The 16,325-nt window shown below is 62.7% G+C and carries 17 protein-coding genes; 4 read left to right on the forward strand and 13 right to left on the reverse strand.

The features are described from left to right. Positions 1–11: 11 nt before the first annotated feature. The 4 genes from ribF to FVW59_RS15675 all read right to left on the reverse strand — a co-directional run bounded on the left by ribF (position 12) and on the right by FVW59_RS15675 (position 4,288). Complete coding sequence (gene ribF, locus FVW59_RS15660) at positions 12–944, reverse strand: bifunctional riboflavin kinase/FAD synthetase (protein ID WP_148065300.1); 933 nt, start codon at positions 942–944, stop codon at positions 12–14. Between the two features lie 99 nt (positions 945–1,043). Continuing rightward, on the reverse strand, positions 1,044–2,648 hold the full coding sequence (gene murJ / locus FVW59_RS15665) for a murein biosynthesis integral membrane protein MurJ (protein WP_148065301.1): 1,605 nt from the start codon (positions 2,646–2,648) through the stop codon (positions 1,044–1,046). Positions 2,649–2,657: 9 nt separating this feature from the next. After that, the gene (locus FVW59_RS15670; RefSeq protein WP_148065302.1) at positions 2,658–3,275 is read right to left on the reverse strand and encodes an NUDIX domain-containing protein; all 618 of its coding nucleotides are present in this window, start codon (positions 3,273–3,275) and stop codon (positions 2,658–2,660) included. Next, positions 3,272–4,288 (reverse strand): aspartate carbamoyltransferase, encoded by a 1,017-nt coding sequence (locus tag FVW59_RS15675; protein ID WP_148065303.1) that lies wholly within the window; start codon positions 4,286–4,288, stop codon positions 3,272–3,274. Before FVW59_RS15675 ends, FVW59_RS15670 begins: the two co-directional genes overlap by 4 nt. A 134-nt stretch (positions 4,289–4,422) precedes the next feature. On the opposite strand from FVW59_RS15675, the gene FVW59_RS15680 reads away from it, so the two are divergent. Both FVW59_RS15680 and FVW59_RS15685 read left to right on the forward strand, forming a co-directional pair. After that, complete coding sequence (locus tag FVW59_RS15680) at positions 4,423–4,824, forward strand: hypothetical protein (protein ID WP_148065304.1); 402 nt, start codon at positions 4,423–4,425, stop codon at positions 4,822–4,824. Next, positions 4,817–5,458: a class I SAM-dependent methyltransferase gene (locus tag FVW59_RS15685; protein WP_148065305.1), complete on the forward strand. Its 642-nt coding sequence runs from the start codon at positions 4,817–4,819 to the stop codon at positions 5,456–5,458. The genes FVW59_RS15680 and FVW59_RS15685 overlap by 8 nt, the downstream gene beginning before the upstream one ends. On the opposite strand, the gene sbcB is transcribed toward FVW59_RS15685, so the two are convergent. The 8 genes from sbcB to FVW59_RS15725 form a co-directional block, all read right to left on the reverse strand. Beyond that, positions 5,434–6,882, reverse strand: coding sequence for an exodeoxyribonuclease I (gene sbcB, locus FVW59_RS15690; RefSeq protein WP_148065306.1), 1,449 nt, complete (start codon positions 6,880–6,882; stop codon positions 5,434–5,436). The genes FVW59_RS15685 and sbcB overlap by 25 nt on opposite strands. A gap of 120 nt (positions 6,883–7,002) precedes the next feature. Next, a complete protein-coding gene (locus tag FVW59_RS15695; RefSeq protein WP_148065307.1) occupies positions 7,003–8,526 on the reverse strand; it encodes a fumarate hydratase in 1,524 nt (507 codons plus the stop codon). Between the two features lie 125 nt (positions 8,527–8,651). Then, positions 8,652–9,464 carry a hypothetical protein gene (locus tag FVW59_RS15700; protein ID WP_246139760.1) on the reverse strand — a complete coding sequence of 271 codons (813 nt, stop codon included), beginning with the start codon at positions 9,462–9,464 and terminating at the stop codon, positions 8,652–8,654. Between the two features lie 141 nt (positions 9,465–9,605). Continuing rightward, positions 9,606–10,229, reverse strand: a complete 624-nt coding sequence (locus tag FVW59_RS15705) for a urate hydroxylase PuuD (protein WP_148065308.1) — start codon at positions 10,227–10,229, stop codon at positions 9,606–9,608. A 151-nt stretch (positions 10,230–10,380) separates the two neighbouring features. Then, positions 10,381–12,027, reverse strand: a complete 1,647-nt coding sequence (groL, locus tag FVW59_RS15710) for a chaperonin GroEL (RefSeq protein WP_148065309.1) — start codon at positions 12,025–12,027, stop codon at positions 10,381–10,383. A 48-nt stretch (positions 12,028–12,075) separates the two neighbouring features. Next, positions 12,076–12,366, reverse strand: coding sequence for a co-chaperone GroES (locus tag FVW59_RS15715; protein WP_148065310.1), 291 nt, complete (start codon positions 12,364–12,366; stop codon positions 12,076–12,078). A 213-nt stretch (positions 12,367–12,579) separates the two neighbouring features. Then, positions 12,580–12,993 (reverse strand): FxsA family protein, encoded by a 414-nt coding sequence (locus FVW59_RS15720; protein ID WP_148065311.1) that lies wholly within the window; start codon positions 12,991–12,993, stop codon positions 12,580–12,582. Between the two features lie 50 nt (positions 12,994–13,043). Continuing rightward, complete coding sequence (locus FVW59_RS15725) at positions 13,044–14,078, reverse strand: DUF481 domain-containing protein (protein WP_148065312.1); 1,035 nt, start codon at positions 14,076–14,078, stop codon at positions 13,044–13,046. Between the two features lie 100 nt (positions 14,079–14,178). Between FVW59_RS15725 and FVW59_RS15730 the strand changes: the two genes are divergently transcribed. Together FVW59_RS15730 and FVW59_RS15735 are read left to right on the forward strand one after the other, a co-directional pair. Continuing rightward, a complete protein-coding gene (locus FVW59_RS15730; protein ID WP_148065313.1) occupies positions 14,179–14,496 on the forward strand; it encodes an MGMT family protein in 318 nt (105 codons plus the stop codon). Beyond that, positions 14,484–15,674: an acyltransferase family protein gene (locus tag FVW59_RS15735; RefSeq protein ID WP_187275926.1), complete on the forward strand. Its 1,191-nt coding sequence runs from the start codon at positions 14,484–14,486 to the stop codon at positions 15,672–15,674. The genes FVW59_RS15730 and FVW59_RS15735 overlap by 13 nt, the downstream gene beginning before the upstream one ends. 51 nt (positions 15,675–15,725) lie before the next feature. On the opposite strand, the gene FVW59_RS15740 is transcribed toward FVW59_RS15735, so the two are convergent. Further along, positions 15,726–16,316 (reverse strand): methyltransferase domain-containing protein, encoded by a 591-nt coding sequence (locus FVW59_RS15740; RefSeq protein WP_148065315.1) that lies wholly within the window; start codon positions 16,314–16,316, stop codon positions 15,726–15,728. Positions 16,317–16,325 lie beyond the last annotated feature (9 nt).

Consider the following 16,325-nt stretch of genomic DNA (forward strand, 5'->3'; position numbering starts at 1 on the left):
ACGTCTACCCGTCAATTGACCGCCAGCCACTGCCGGGCGCGGTCGATGTCGCGGCCGATCTGCTCTCGCAGCTGCTCGACCGAGTCAAATTTGGTCTCTTCCCGCAGCTTGTGGCGGAAGGTCACCTCGATGTGTTTGCCGTAGAGGTGGCACTCGCGATCCAGCAGGTGCACCTCGAGATTGGCCTTGATGCTGTCGTTCACCGTTGGCCGGGTGCCGACGTTGGCCACCGCCGGCGCATTGATCATCCCGGCCCCGCTCACCGACACCACGTACACACCGGACAGCGGCGCCCGCAGCCGGTGCAACTCCATGTTGGCCGTGGGAAAGCCCAGGGTCCGCCCCAGCTGGCGCCCGTAGACCACCTTGCCGGAGATGCTGTAGGGCCGGCTCAACAACTGCCCGGCCAGGTCAAAATCCGCCTGGGCCAGGGCCTTGCGGATGCGGGTGCTGCTGACCCGCTCACGCTGCCAGGTGAATGTCGGGGTGGGCTCGGCCTCGTAACCGTAGCGCTCACCCTCGGCCTTGATGAAGTCCACATCACCCTGGCGGTCAGCGCCGAAGCGGAAGTCGTCACCCAGCACCACGTAGCGCACCCCGAGGCCCGCCACCAGCACATCGTCCACAAAGGACTGGGCGCTTTTGTGGCGCAACTGCTCGGTAAAGCGGATGCGCAGCAGGCGATCCACCCCCAGCGCCTCCAGCGCGCGGAACTTCTCGCGGAAGCTCATCAACCGGGCCGGGGCCTTGAGCGGCGCCAGATACTCCCGGGGCAGTGGCTCAAACACCATGACCACCGACGGCAGGCCATAGGCCCGCGCCTTTTCCAGCAGGTGGCGAATCACCGCCTGATGCCCCAGATGCACCCCGTCGAAGGCCCCGATGGTGGCCACGCAGCCACGGTGTCTGGGCCGCAGGTTGTGCAGGCCTCGTATCAGCTCCATGCAGGGCACCGCCCCAGTCAAACCAAACCGGCGATTATACGGAAAGGGCGGCCGGTATCCTATGGCAGCGACTGGCAATTTGCCCGGCGCGGCGCCGCTTCAAGCACCGCTGCGCGGCGTTCTGAGCTGGTTCAAGCGGGCACCCAGGGCCACCTGGCACAGCAGGTAGGCCGCCCCGCCGCCACCGCAGACCAGCGCGATCGACAGCGCACGCCGCAGCGCCCCCATCGCCGCCAGTTCACTGACCGCGGGCACCAGCCACCAGGCCACCGCGGCCATCAGGGCGGTGGCCACCAGCAGCCGGAGGACAAAACGCCCCCAACCGGGCTGGAAGCGGAACACGCCGTCTTTGCGCAGGCGGTGCCATAACAGGCCGGCATTGAGCCAGGCCGCGACGCTGGTGGCCAGCGCCAGCCCCACATGGCCGAGGTTGTACCAGAACAGCAGGGGCAGCACGAAGATGACGTTGAAGATCATATTGGCCAGCATGGCGATAATGCCGATCCGCACCGGCGTGGTGGTGTCCTGGCGGGCGTAGAAACCCGGCGCCAGCACCTTGATCAGCATGAAGGCGATAAGGCCCAGACTGTAGGCCTGCAGGCTGTAACTGGCCATGCTCACATCGCGGCTGCCGAGTTCCCCGTACTGGAACAGGGTCACCAGAATCGGCTCCGCCAGCACCATCAGCGCCACCGCGGCCGGCACCGCCACCAGCAGGATCATGCGCACCGCCCAGTCCAGGGTGAGCGTGAAATCTTCCCCCCGGGCCGCCGCCCGATGCGAGGACAGGCTGGGCAGGATCACGGTGGCTATGGCCACCCCGAAGACCCCCAGGGGCAGCTCGGTGAGACGGTCGGAATAGTACAGCCAGGACACGCTGCCGGTGGGCAGGAAGGAGGCCAGCACCGTATCCAGCAACAGGTTGATCTGGCTCACCGAGACCCCGAACAGGGCCGGCACCATCAGCTTGACGATGCGCCGTACGCCCTCGTGGCGGGTATCCCAGACCGGCCGCGGCACCAGGTCGAGACGGTACAGGGAGGGCAACTGGAACAACAGCTGAATCACCCCCGCCAGCGCCACCCCCCAGGCCAGCGCGTAAACCGGCTCGGCAAACCAGGGCGCCGCCACCAGCGCCGCGCCAATCAATGACAGGTTGAGGAACACCGGCGTTAATGCCGGCACCGCAAAACGGCCGTAACTGTTGAGAATGCCGCCGCAGAAGCCGGTCATGGAGATCAGCAGCAGGTAGGGAAAGGTAATGCGGACCATGTGGCTGACCGCATCGAACTTGCGCGGATCGTCGAGGAAACCCGGGGCAAACAGGGCCGCCACCAGTGGCGCGCCGAGCATCGCCAGGCCGGTGACCAGCAGCAGGCTCCCTCCCAGCACGCCGGCCACCCGGTTGATCAGGGCCTGCACCGCGGCGTGACTACCCTGTTCCCGGTAATCCGCCAGCACCGGCACAAAGGCCTGGGCAAAGGCGCCCTCGGCGAACAGGCGGCGCAGGAAGTTGGGAATCTTGAAGGCGACAAAAAAGGCGTCCGCCAGGGCGTTGGCACCCACCGTGGCGGCAATCACAATATCGCGCACCAGGCCCAGCACCCGCGACAGCATGGTCATGCTGCCGACCAGGGCGCTGGAGCGCAGCAGGCCGGGCCGGGCGGCGGGCGTGTTGGCGCCGGTTTCCGGGGCGTCGTTCATAGCGGGAGGCTAGCGCCAGCGCTCGCGCAGGGACTCGCCCTGCAGGGCCAGCCACTGCAGGGCGATCAGCGTATGCCCGTTCGGTATGCGGTCCTCCCGCAGCAACTGCAGGGCTTCCAGGCGGGGTACCGAGTGCACCAGGATGTCTTCATCTTCGCTGTCGAGGCCGTGCACCCCGCCGACATCGGCACGGCTGACGCGGCCACAGAACAGGCGCACCTGTTCGGAGCAGGCACCAGCGCTGGGAAAGTAACGGGCGATCGGCAGCAGGTCGGTGAGTTCGCAGTCCGCCTCTTCCCGGGCTTCCCGGTAGACCACCTCGGTGTCGCTCTCACCGGGTTCAACCACGCCGGCCACCAGTTCCAGCATCCAGGGGCTGTCCTTGCCGCGCACCGCACCGGGGCGAAACTGCTCCACCAGGATCAGGCTGTCATCTACCGGGTCGTAGGGCAGCACGCCAACCGCGTCGCCGCGGTCGAACACCTCCCGGGTCACCGGCGCGCTCCAGCCGCCGTTGAAGCAACGGTGCTGCACGGTCAGGCGACGCACCGAGAAATAGCCATCGAAGACCTGGTCTTCGGCCAGCACCCGCACTGCATCCGCGCCAAAGCGCAGGGAAAAACTCATCCGAAACGCCCCGCGGTGTACCAGTTAACGTCGCGGGCGTGGGCATCCACCTCATCCGCCACATCCAGCACCAGGGCAAACAGGGCCATGCGCACCAGTACACCGTTGTCGGTCTGGCGGAAAATGGCGAGGTTGGGGTTGTCGTTCAGGTCGTCGTCAAGTTCCCGGGCAGTTTCGCGGGAATCCCGCGGCAGCGGGTGCATGATCACCGTGTTGGGCTCGCAGTGCTCGGTGTAGATAGTCTGGTTGAGACGGAAGCGGCCGCGGTAGAGATCGGCCTCCTGCTGGGAGCTGAAGCGCTCTTCCTGGATGCGGGTGGAGTAGACGATGTCAACGTGGGCAATGCTGGCTTCCAGCGCCTCCGACTCCAGCGCCTCGTGGCCGGCAGCGCGCAGATCTTCGACAATTTCCCCCGGCATACGCAGTTCCTGCGGCGACACCAGCACCACCTGCACGCGGTCGAACAGGCACAGCAACTTGCACAGGGAGTGCACGGTGCGACCGTAGCGCAGATCGCCGACCATGGCGATGCGCAGACCGTCGATACCGCGACCGCGACCGGCGAGTTCCTTCTTGATGGTGTAGAGGTCCAGCAACGCCTGACTCGGGTGTTCGTTGGCGCCGTCGCCACCGTTGATCACCGGTACCCTGCTGGCAGCGGCGAATTCAGCCACCGAACCGGCGGCCGGGTGACGCATGGCGATGACATCCGAATAGCCACTGAGCACCCGCGCCGTGTCGTAGAGGGACTCGCCCTTGGCGATGGCCGAGTTCTCGAAACCGGTGGTCTCACGCACTTCGCCACCGAGCAGGTTGAAGGCGCTGCCAAAACTCACCCGGGTGCGGGTACTGGGCTCGAAGAACATGGAGCCGAGAATGGCGCCATCGAGCACCTTGGTGACCCGCCGCCGGTGGGCGTAGGGCTCCATGCGGTCGGCCACGGAGAAAATCGTCTCCACATCGGCGCGTTCGAACTGGGTGACAGAGAGAATATGACTGCCGGCGAATTGCACAGTGGACTCCGGGGGCTGGCGAACTTGGTGGGCATTATAGGGCCTGCCGGGGGCGTATGCCCATGCACGGGGCGTGTCGTATGATGGCCGGGCGACAAAATAACAACTTACTTTCCTGAGCAGGGGAATTTGCCATGGATCAACGACTGTTCTTCGTACTCGGCGACCTCGGCGCCAGTATCGCCGGCGGCGCCCTCATCGGCTGGCTGATCTGGCTGCTGACCCCATTGGGCTGGAATATGCTGCTGGTGATGGTGGCCGCGATGCTGCTGGGCATGGTGTTCGCCATCCCCCTGTCGCTGCTGTTCGGCTCCCTGTTCGGGGCCATGGAAGTGATGGTGCCGCTGATGCTCACAGGCATGGTGGCCGGCATGGTGGTGGGCATGCACGCGACGATGACACCCATCGGCGGCGCACTGGCGCTGCTGGAGGGCGCAGTATGCGGACTGGCCTGTATCGTCGCCGTGTGGGTGATGAACAACCACATCCGCGGGCCGCAGGCTCTGCCCCTGCGCGGGAGTCTCAAACATGACTGATACTGCAACACAGGCCAAATGGGACAAATTGGCCCCCAACTTCGACCTGATGGCCGGCAGGGGCACCGAGGCGCGCTGGCTGCCGGTGAAGCAGCAACTGTACAGCCGCATGGGGGATGGGCGCATCCTGTTCATGGCCCTGGGCACCGGGCTGGATATCGCCGCCTTTCCGCCGGACAGGCAGATCACCGCCATCGACATCAGCCCCGCCATGCTGCAGGTGGCGGAGCCGCGCGTGGCGGACTACCCCGGCAACCTGGAGGCCCGGGTCATGGACGTGCACGAGCTGGAATTCCCCGACAACCACTTCGACCAGGTATTCACCGCCTGCTCCTTCTGCTCGGTGCCGCGCCCGGTGGACGGGCTGCGCTCGCTGTACCGGGTGCTGAAACCCGGCGGCGAGCTGTGCATGTTCGAGCACACCGGCAGTCGCTACTTTCCCTTCAGCGCCATGATGCACCTGATGACCCTGCTCACGGAAAAAGTCGGCCCGGCCATGAACCGCCGCACGGTGGGCAATGTGCAGGCGGCGGGTTTTGAACTGGAGTCGCTCGACCATGTCTTCCTGGACGTGGTGAAAACCATCGTGGCGCGGAAGCCGGCGGCACCTCAGGCCAGCAGCATATCGCCGTAATCCAGTAGCTGGTGCAGCACCTGTTCTTTGGCGGCAGACAGTTCGCCCGAGCCTAGCAGCGCTTCGATCTCCCGCTGGAACTGCTCCAGGGTCAGCCCGCTGTCCGCCTCCGCTTCAGTCAGGCGCTGGTAGCGGAATTCCTCCCACTGCCCGAACTCCTCCTCGCTGAGGGAATCCGGGTAGTTGCGCGCCCGGTAGCGAAACAGCATCTCCGGCAGGCGGGCGTCCTCGAAGGGAAAACTCTGGCTGGCCAGTTGCTCCGGGGATGCCTCGCGCACGCGCGTCATGGTGCGTTTATCGGCATCGGGGAAAAAGCCGCCGCTGTAGAGCATGCGATCCGGGTCGGTGATCGGCGCCCGCTCGCGCTCGGCGTAGATGGCCAGCAGCTTGTCGGCGAAGGCCTGGGGGTTGGCGTTACGCTGTTCTCGCAGCGCCGCCAGGTGGGCGCGACAGCGGGCGCCGTCCAGGCCGATACGGGCCGCCACTTCCGGACTGGCCATCTTCGCCGTCACCAGCAGCGGGCAACGATTAATGTGCACGCTCTTCAGGCCCGGCCGCACACGGCCCTCGGGCATCTCATCACTGCGGGTATAGAGCAGTTGCGCCAGCTCCTCCGCAGTCAAATCAGCGAGCGGCGCCGGGTCGACGCCGAGGTCATAGCAGATGATCTCGTTGCGGTTCTTCGGGTGCTCCGCCAGCGGCACGATCAACGCAGTGTTGTAGCGCTCTGCGCCGAACATGCCCGAGACATGCAGTAGCGGCTTCATATTGGCAATATCCAGCAGCCCCGCCACCTTGCGCTTGTCCCGGTGGGCCAGCACGTAATCGTAGAGCCTGGGCTGCTTTTCTCGTACCAACCGCGCCATGGCGATGGTGGCATGCACATCCGACAGGGCATCGTGGGCCGCCTCGTGGGCGATGCCGTTGGCGGCGGTCAGCTCTTCCAGGCGAAAGCTGGCGTGGCCATCCTCCCGCAGCGGCCACTCGATGCCCTCCGGTCGCAGGGCGTAGGCCGCTCGCAGCATATCGATGATGTCCCAGCGGGAGTTGCCGTTCTGCCACTCGCGGGCGTAGGGATCGTAGAAATTGCGGTAGAGGGTATAGCGGGTCACTTCGTCGTCAAAACGCAGCGAATTGTAGCCCGCGCCGCAGGTGCCGGGCTGGGCCAGTTCGGCGTGTATACGGGCGATGAACTCGCACTCGGGCACGCCCTTTTCCAGTGCTTCCTGGGGGGTGATGCCAGTGACCAGGCAGGCCTGCGGGTGGGGCAGGAAGTCGTTCGAGGGGCGGGCGTAGATGACCAGCGGCTCGCCGACGGGATTCAGGTCGGCGTCGGTGCGCAGGCCGGCGAACTGTACCGGCCGATCGCGGGACGGGTCCGCGCCGAAGGTTTCGTAGTCGTGCCAGTAGAAGGTATCGGGCAATGCAAGGCTCCCCGGTCCGTTGCCATGGTAACAAAGGGCCCCTGCCTGCGCAGGGGCGACAGGGGTAACAGCCCCACCATTGTCATCCCGACGAAGGCCGGGTTCCAGTGTCGTCAGCGATCAGATCAGCGCAATCGCTTCTTCTTCAATCTTCTGTTGCCAGATTTTCGGACCGATCTCGTGCACGGAGGTGCCGTTGGCGTCCACCGCCACGCTGACCGGCATATCCTTCACTTCGAACTCGTAGATGGCCTCCATCCCCAGTTCCGGAAAAGCCACGACCCGGGCCGAGGTGATGGCCTTGGACACCAGGTAGGCGGCGCCCCCCACGGCCATCAGGTAGACCGCCTTGTGCTTCTTGATCGCCTCGATGCCGGCAGGGCCGCGCTCGGCCTTGCCGATCATGCCCAGCAGGCCGGTGTGCTGCAGGACGAAGTCAGTGAACTTGTCCATGCGGGTGGAGGTGGTGGGGCCGGCCGGCCCGACCACTTCGTCACGCACCGGGTCGACGGGGCCGACGTAGTAGATAAAGCGTCCCTTGAGATCGACTTCGGCGGGCAGGCCCTCGCCGGACTCGATCAGCTCCTTCATTTTCTTGTGGGCGGCGTCGCGCCCGGTGAGCATCTTGCCGTTCAGCAACAACGTATCACCCGGCTGCCACTGGGCCGCTTCCTCCGGAGTGACTGTATCCAGGTTCACCCGGCGCACGGAATCGCCCGCCTCCCAGCTGATTTCCGGCCACTGGTCCAGGTCCGGCGGGGTTTGCAGGGCCGGGCCGGAGCCGTCCAGTACGAAGTGGGCGTGACGGGTGGCGGCACAGTTGGGGATCATCGCCACGGGCAGGGAGGCGGCGTGGGTCGGGTAGTCCTTGATCTTCACATCCAGCACCGTGGTGAGACCGCCCAGGCCCTGGGCGCCGATACCCAGCTTGTTCACCGCATCCATGATCTCCAGGCGCAGTTCCTCGGCCCGGTTGGCGGGGCCGCGCTTGCGCAATTCGTGGATGTCGATGGGGTCCATCAGGGATTCCTTGGCCATCACCGCGGCCTTTTCCGCAGTGCCGCCAATACCGATGCCCAGCATGCCCGGCGGGCACCAGCCGGCACCCATGGTGGGCACGGTCTTGACGACCCAGTCGACAATGGAGTCGGAGGGATTGAGCATGACCATCTTGGACTTGTTCTCGGAGCCGCCACCCTTGGCCGCCACCTGCACATCCACCGTATCGCCTTCCACCACTTCCATATGAATCACGGCCGGGGTGTTGTCTTTGGTGTTCTTACGCGCTCCCGCCGGATCGGCCAGGATGGAAGCGCGCAGCACGTTGTCGGGGTGCAGGTAGGCGCGGCGCACGCCCTCGTTCACCATGTCCGCCACTGACATGGTCGCGTCCCACTGCACCTTCATGCCGATCTTGAGGAATACCGTGACAATCCCGGTGTCCTGGCAGATCGGGCGGTGACCGGTGGCGCACATGCGGGAATTGATCAGTATCTGGGCCATGGCGTCCTTGGCCGCCGGGTTCTGTTCCAGTTCGTAGGCCTCGTGAACCGCCTTCACGAAATCCAGGGGGTGGTAGTAGGAGATGAATTGCAGGGCGTCGGCGACGCTGTCGATAAAGTCGTCCTGGCGAATGACCGTCATGGCGAATACCTTCTTCGGTTACAGACCCCTCTGGCGGGTGGTCCTGGGCAGCTGAAAAAATGGGGCGTCAGTATACACCCCGGAGGGACAGGCGAGCCCCTTTGCCCACCCGGTAATTCATCAGATCAGGGCGCGCCGGCGGGACTCTGCATATTGCGCAGCTGGGTTTGCAGGGCGGACAGATCCGAGTTGATCTGGCGGCGGAAGGCATTGATGGAGTTCACCCACTCCTCGTTGCTCTGCACCCGCTTGTCCATCTTCGCCAGCTCGAGGTTGATCTTGTTCAGGCTGTCGGCCACCCGCTCCACCTCGGCGCCATTGGCCTTGGCGCTGGCCATCAGGCGCTCCATGTCACCGGCCACGCCGCGCAGCTTGGCGAGATCCGCAGCCGCCGCCTTGATCTGGGCCTGGGTCTCCCCCAGCGACTTCTCGGCGGCCGCGATCTTGCTGGCGTTGCTCTTGCTGGTGCCCTGCAGAGTCTTGTTGGCGCCCTCCAGTTCATCCAGGCGCGCCTTGTTGCGTCGCCAGGCGGAGGCCCACAGCTTGTCGACCTCGGAGTAGAGTTCCTTGATCTTCACCGCCATGGTCTCGGTATTCTGGCTCAGCCCCTCGTCCGTGTCGGACAAACGGTCTTCCAGGTCGGTAATGCGCTCGGTCGCCCGGGCCAGCAGGTGGTTGGATTGTTCCAGCTGGCTCTGCAGCTGCCAGGCCCAGGTGCAGGCCACCCCGGCCACCACCAGTGCCAGCGCTAAAAAGATATGCCCCCACAGCCCGCCGCCACCACCGCCGCTCCGGGCCGGCGCCGGGGAGGTCTTGCCGCGGCCGCCATTGCCCTTGCCGGACTTCTGGCTGCTGCGGCCACGGGAAGTGGCGAAGTGCTGTTCGTTGTCCCGGGTGGGGACGATGGAGGGAATGTGGTCGAGATCGTCTTGAGACATGGCCGCGCTAATAGCAAAAACGAGCCGCCATTATACATAGGCACCCAGAGAGCAGAAACCGAGGGGGCAGCTGCAAAAATACCCAGCCCACAACGAAAAAGCCGGGGAATTCCCCGGCTTCAGTGACACTCGCAACCGCCCTCAGAGGAAGGCCAGCAACACCCAGAGCAGCGCCGCGAGGGCGATACTGCAGTGAATCACGCCTTTCACGCTGGCCATCGGGCCCATTTTGCCGAACAGGGCATTGGCTTCCAGCAGCAGGATGATGACCGCGCAGGCAACCAGGCCGGTCATACTGAGATCGGCGATGTAAAGGTGCTTGGAGCCCAGCATGCCCAGCAGCATCGGGCCGGACAGCAGGGTGTTGGTACGCGAGGCCAGCCCCGCCTTCGCCGCCGCCACCGGGCCTTCCCCTTCCTTCATCCCCAGCACAATCTGCTGGTTGGGCCAGATAATCAGCCATACGTTGAGGAACATCAGGGTACCGGCGAGGGCACCAAGCCAGATCAGCGAGGCGCCGACCACGTTGCTCATGGCGCCGACAAAGTGCAGCAGGGCGAGACCGGTAATAAAGGTAAACATCGCGCCCCAGCGGAACCACCACAGCGCCCGCGGCGCCAGTTTTTTCATGGCGTCGGCCTTGGCGTCGGCCTCTGCCTCTTTGAAATATTCCGTCTGGACGAAATTGAAGTAGTACAGCATCCCTATCCAGACGATACCGAACAGGACGTGGAACCAGCGCAATACAAATTCAACGACAGCCATGGTGTTCTCCTTATTAGTGTTGTGTTGCCCTGTTGATTGTACACCTTGCACAAGTTGGGGGTACAAGGGGATTTCAGCCCCTTCTCCAGTCACACAAAAAAGCCCCGCCTCTCACGAGGCGGGGCTTCCTTGAAAGGACAGCGGATTGGGCTTACATCATGCCGCCCATGCCACCCATGCCGCCCATATCGGGCATGCCGCCGCCGGCAGCCTTGTCTTCCGGTGCGTCGGCGATCATCACCTCTGTGGTGATCATCAGGCCGGCCACGGAGCCAGCGGCCTGCAGCGCGGTACGGGTGACCTTGGCGGGATCCAGGATACCCATTTCCAGCATGTCGCCGTACTCGCCGGTTGCAGCGTTGTAGCCGTAGTTGCCTTCGCCGTTGATGCGGATGTTGTTCAGCACCACGGACGCCTCGTCACCGGCATTGGTCACGATCTGGCGCAGCGGGCCTTCCATCGCACGCAGGGCAGCAGCGATACCGGCCTGCTGGTCTTCGTTATCGCCTTTCAGGTCGGCGATCGCGTTGACGGCGCGAACCAGGGCAACACCACCGCCGGCAACCACACCTTCTTCCACTGCGGCGCGAGTCGCGTGCAGGGCGTCTTCGACGCGGGCTTTCTTCTCTTTCATTTCGATCTCGGTGGCGGCGCCAACCTTGATCACGGCAACACCGCCGGCCAGCTTGGCCACGCGCTCTTGCAGCTTCTCACGATCGTAGTCAGAGGAAGTGTTTTCGATCTGGACGCGGATTTCTTTCACACGCGCTTCGATGGCAGCAGCTTCGCCGGCACCGTCGATGATGGTGGTGTTGTCCTTGTCCATGGTCACGCGCTTGGCGGTACCCAGGTGCTCCAGGGTGGCGGATTCCAGATCCAGGCCCACTTCCTCGGAGATCACGGTGCCACCGGTCAGAACAGCGATGTCCTGCAGCATGGCCTTGCGACGGTCACCGAAGCCGGGTGCTTTACAGGCGGCAACTTTCACAATGCCGCGCATGTTGTTCACCACCAGGGTGGCCAGCGCTTCACCTTCAACGTCTTCCGCCACGATCACCAGCGGCTTGGACGCCTTGGCAACCTGCTCCAGCAGGGGCAGCAGTTCGCGGATGTTGGAGATCTTCTTGTCCACCAGCAGGACGTAGGGCGACTCGTTGTCGGCCGTCATGTTCTCCTGGTTGTTGATGAAGTAGGGAGACAGGTAGCCGCGGTCGAACTGCATGCCTTCTACCACGTCCAGCTCGTTCTCGAGACCGGTGCCCTCTTCTACGGTGATCACACCTTCTTTACCGACTTTTTCCATGGCGTCGGCAATGATCTGGCCAACCTGGATATCGGAGTTGGCGGAGATGGAGCCAACCTGGGCGATCGCCTTGCCGTCTTCACAGGGGATGGCGGCTTCTTCGATCTTGGCCACGGCGGCGGCAACGGCTTTGTCGATACCGCGTTTGAGGTCCATCGGGTTCATGCCGGCTGCCACAGCCTTCAGGCCTTCATTGACGATGGCCTGGGCCAGTACGGTGGCGGTGGTGGTGCCGTCACCGGCCTGGTCGGAAGCCTGGGAAGCCACTTCCTTGACCATCTGCGCGCCCATGTTCTCGAACTTGTCTTTCAGTTCGATTTCCTTGGCCACGGACACACCGTCCTTGGTTACGGTGGGGGCACCGAAGGACTTGTCCAGAATTACGTTGCGGCCCTTGGGACCGAGGGTTGCCTTTACTGCGTCTGCCAGGATATTCACACCGTTCAGCATACGCTGACGGGCATCGTCACCGAAAAGTACGTCTTTAGCTGCCATTGTCTAAATCCTTAATTTCTATACAGTTTCTGAATTTGTTTGGGGGGCTTACTCTACGACTGCGTAGATTTCGCTCTCACCCATGATGATCAGCTCTTCGCCATCGACTTCGATGGTGTTGCTGCCGGCGTATTGGCCGAATACAACGCGGTCACCGACTTTGACGGCCAGGGCGCGTACGTCGCCGTTGTCCAGGACCTTGCCCTCGCCAACAGCTACGACCTCACCCTGATTGGGTTTCTCTTTGGCGGAACCGGGCAGAAGGATGCCGCCTGCGGTGGTCTCTTCCTCTTCTTTGCGACGAACGACCACACGGTCGTACAGCGGACGGATTTTCATTTCTGAAGTTCTCCTAGTAACGATGTTATACAGGCCCCCGGCGGGGGTGATTGCTGAATTGGGGGCGCCTGAGTGGAATTCAAGGGCCCGGTTAGCACTCTTTGCAAGAGAGTGCTAATTCTAGTAGTGAACAGCGCCGAGTCAAGGTCGAAAAACGACGGGTGTACTTACAATTAGTTATTACAATTCAATGACTTATGAAATTATCAGCACTTAGTCATCGAGGCGGCGGTAGCTGCCTTCGATGGTATTGTGCTCGCCGCCATCGCGCCGCGGGGCGTAGGGCTCCGGCTGGGGGCCGGCAAAGAACCGCGCTATGCGCCGGCGCAGCGGGCCGATCAGCACCACCAGTGCCGCGACATCGGTGATCAGACCCGGCACCATTAGCAGCAGGCCGGCGAACCCCACGGCCATATCGTCCAGCAACAGGCGACCAGTGATCACCCGGCCACTCTGGGCCTCCCGCAGGTGCTGGAACATGCCCACGCCCTGCCGCTGCAGAACCAGCAGGCCCAGCACCAGGGTGGCAAAAACATACAACAGAGCGGTGAGAACACTGGTTTCAGCACCGAGTTGAATCAGCGTGGCCAGCTCCAGCCAGGGCAGGAGCATGAAGAATATGCGCATCGCGACCTCCTAATAACGCAGTTGTGGGGTCGCTGCAGCGAATTGCAAGGCTACCAGCTGTAATTGAGGCCGATTGACCAGGTCTGGTCTTTCTTGTCCACCGCGTTCTGTGCCGGCAGGTTATCGAAATCGTACTCCAGCTGGATGGTGGAGCTGAAATGCCCGTTGATGGGGTACTTCAGGCCGGTAATGGTGTCGACTTCAAAGTCGTCGCCACTTTCAAAGGCCTGCAGAATGGCGTGGCGGTGGAAAAACTCCATGCCCTTGTCGTTGAAGCGCCAGGCGAAATCCAGGTTCCACAGGAAGGCGGGCGTATCGCGGCTGGTGCCGTCACTGAAACGCTCGTCCACGTAGTTGATAGTGCCCTTGCCAAGCAGGTCGATAAAGCGGGTCTCCAAAAACTGGTAGCCCATCCCCATACCCACCAGGCTGCGCTGATCAATCTCCTTGAATTCATCTTCCTCGTAGGAGGCATTGCCCGCCGCAAACCAGCGCTCGGTGAAAAACTGGTCGTACTGGTAGCCGCCACGCCACATATCGCGGGCGGTGGCATCGGCCACCGTCTCCTCCTGGTAGCGCAGGCTGAGGGTATGGCGCGACTCGATAAAGCGCATCTCGGAGCGGGCGTCGACATTGAGCTTGCTGATGTCATTGTTGCCGGAGGAGTCTTCGGCGGCGACGTTGATGTTGCCCTTCTGGGTCAGGATGGGCGGCGGGTCGTTGACCGCCTCGCCCACTGCCACCACCAGTTTCCAGTCGGAGAGCACTTCCACGCCCTCTTCGCAGTGCAGCAGCTGGTGGTCGTCCTGCACGAACATCCAGCAATTGTTGAGCTCGCGCCCGCTGAGCTTGAAATCGTAATGCTCTCCGGATTCGATACGCTCAATGTGATACTGGTCGATCACCAGATCACCGAGCACGCCGGAGGACCACAGCAGATTGCCGTTTTCGATGCCAACCAGCGTACCGGGAATGGATTCACCGTCCGTGGTGTAGAGACGATCGGCCATCGCGGGCAGGGCCACCGCAGACAGGAGGAAAATACAGAGAGGGAGAAACAGCTTGTTACAGTGCGGAACTTTCAAGATACTCGTCGTTTTAGATCAGTGGGTTTAGCCGTGTCGCTGAACAACACAACGCGGAATTACCGTAACGCAACGCTCTCTCGCAACCACCTGCTCTGCCGTGGCCGACACCAGCGTCGATCTTAACCAGCGCATCTGGCAGGTGGTGGCGTCCATCCCCCCGGGCGAGGTGTCCACCTACGGCGACGTCGCCCGCTTCGCCGGCCTGCCCGGCGCAGCGCGCCGTGTCGGCTATGCCCTGCGCCAGCTGCCTCCCGGCAGCAAAGTGCCGTGGCACCGGGTGATCAACTCCCAGGGCAGAATTTCGCTGCCGGCGGGCTCTGCAGGGGAGTATACCCAAAGGGAGCGGCTGGAGGCAGAGGGGGTGCGGGTTTGTGGGGGGAAAGTTGCTTTGGGGAGGTTTCGGTGGCAGCCGTAGGACTTGCTGGAATTTCCAATAGCGTTGACCTGACTGCCGGACTGCGCCGCCCCTCGAGCTACCGTTTTGAGTTGGAATGCCTGCGCGGGCTTGCCATCCTGCTGGTATTCCTGTTCCACGCTTACGGTATCACCTGGGGCGACCGTGCAACGCAACTCACCCCCCTGAATGCGTGGGTAGTTGCCGGCAACACCGGCGTTACACTGTTCTTTGTGTTGAGCGGTTTTCTGCTAAGCCTGCCATGGCTACAGCACCTGCTTGCCGGATCGCCAGCGCCTTCCGTTCGGGCTTACTATCACGCGCGCTGCCTGCGCATCCTGCCGCTGTACCTGGTCTGGGTTGCCGCGGCGGCCCTGCTTACCGGTCACTGGTCAAGCGCGTTGCGCGCAGCACTATTCCAGCCGGTGGGGTTTTCGATGTTTCCCTACAGTGTGGTGTGGTGGACACTGTGCACTGAAGTACAGTTTTACCTCGTACTCCCGCTGGCCTTCTGGTGCGTTCAGCGCGGCGCTATCGCCAGGGCGATCCTGGCAACCCTGTTCATCACCTGGTTAATAGCCTATTTCTACTGGGCATTTCTCTGGGCGCCTGAGCAACCGTCGGTGTCGTGGTGGAGCTCCAAATCGCTGTTTGGGCGCCTGCCGGCTTTTCTGGTTGGGATTGCCCTGGCCTGGTGGTACGCCAGCCACGGCACTCGGATATCGGGAACACCAGGCAGATTTCTCGCCACCGCGACCCTCTTCGCACTGCTGGCAACCATGAGCTACCTGCTCTGGCGTGGAGCCAGTATCGGCGACAGCACCGCGGAGCGCTTGTGGCATATCCGTCATACCCTGGAAGCCATCTGCTGGGCTCTGTTGATTATCCTGTTCCTCACGGCTCGCCCGCTGGGCAGTGCATTACTTCTGAACCGGCCAATGGCGGTGCTGGGAAAGCTGTCTTACTCGATCTACTTGAACCACGTACCGATTCTGTTTTTCCTGATTTACCCACTGAAGACCGGCGGAGGTCATACGCCGTACCCGGACACGTTTGCCGCACTCTATATTCCGGGGCTTGCTCTGCTGATCTCGGTCTTCGCAGCCTGGCTCACCTACACCGGTATTGAACTGCCCTTTCTCAAGTGGAAAGCCGGACCTGCGCGGGCGGAACAGCCGGCCGCGGCGCACACCAGATAGCGCATATGTCCTGAATTTGATTGTCCGGCAGCCGCGGGGACGGGAGGCTGTCTATCCCGTACTACCTTCGGCACTGAGTTTTCTCGCGATACCCGAGTACCATTTTGACCAGTGCTCAGCCGCCTTTAGAAACTCATCCATGTTCGGCGCCTGCTCTTTAAAACCGACTCCCACAACAACCTGTGGCGAGACCTCACTCTTGCCATAACTGAAGACAGCACTGACGGCGAACCCTGAAAGCAGTGAACGAAAACCCTCTGGTGTAAAGCGCCAGAAATCATTGGGGTAATCGTGAATGGGGAAATCGAACACTGAACTGATAACAACCATACCGCCCGGTTCAAGGACCCGGAATAGCTCGCTCATCGCTTTGCGGGGATACTCGACATGTTCCAGTGTATCCAGACAAAGTGCAGTGCCTACAATCCCGGAGTCCAACTCAAGATCATGCAGGTTCAGGATACAGTCCACCCCGGGGCCTTCACGCATATCGGCGCCGATGTACTCAGCTCCCGGAAAAAGCGGCCGCAGGTTTTCGACCTCGGAGCCGCTTACCTGATATGCCCCGAATTCGTAGACCGGCGTTCGAACAGGCAAGTGATCAACACACAGCTGAACAAAGTGCCTTATGGATGCTTGCATCTGAAGATA

The sequence above is a fragment of the Parahaliea aestuarii genome, assembly GCF_008064635.1.
In the GTDB taxonomy this organism is placed as follows: domain Bacteria; phylum Pseudomonadota; class Gammaproteobacteria; order Pseudomonadales; family Halieaceae; genus Parahaliea; species Parahaliea aestuarii.

Coding starts and splice junctions, on each gene's coding strand:
- ribF (WP_148065300.1), bottom strand. CDS start 944: ATGGAGCTGATACGAGGCCTGCACAACCTGCGGCCCAGACACCGTGGC.
- murJ (WP_148065301.1), bottom strand. CDS start 2,648: ATGAACGACGCCCCGGAAACCGGCGCCAACACGCCCGCCGCCCGGCCC.
- FVW59_RS15670 (WP_148065302.1), bottom strand. CDS start 3,275: ATGAGTTTTTCCCTGCGCTTTGGCGCGGATGCAGTGCGGGTGCTGGCC.
- FVW59_RS15680 (WP_148065304.1), top strand. CDS start 4,423: ATGGATCAACGACTGTTCTTCGTACTCGGCGACCTCGGCGCCAGTATC.
- FVW59_RS15685 (WP_148065305.1), top strand. CDS start 4,817: ATGACTGATACTGCAACACAGGCCAAATGGGACAAATTGGCCCCCAAC.
- FVW59_RS15695 (WP_148065307.1), bottom strand. CDS start 8,526: ATGACGGTCATTCGCCAGGACGACTTTATCGACAGCGTCGCCGACGCC.
- FVW59_RS15700 (WP_246139760.1), bottom strand. CDS start 9,464: ATGTCTCAAGACGATCTCGACCACATTCCCTCCATCGTCCCCACCCGG.
- FVW59_RS15705 (WP_148065308.1), bottom strand. CDS start 10,229: ATGGCTGTCGTTGAATTTGTATTGCGCTGGTTCCACGTCCTGTTCGGT.
- groL (WP_148065309.1), bottom strand. CDS start 12,027: ATGGCAGCTAAAGACGTACTTTTCGGTGACGATGCCCGTCAGCGTATG.
- FVW59_RS15715 (WP_148065310.1), bottom strand. CDS start 12,366: ATGAAAATCCGTCCGCTGTACGACCGTGTGGTCGTTCGTCGCAAAGAA.
- FVW59_RS15720 (WP_148065311.1), bottom strand. CDS start 12,993: ATGCGCATATTCTTCATGCTCCTGCCCTGGCTGGAGCTGGCCACGCTG.
- FVW59_RS15740 (WP_148065315.1), bottom strand. CDS start 16,316: ATGCAAGCATCCATAAGGCACTTTGTTCAGCTGTGTGTTGATCACTTG.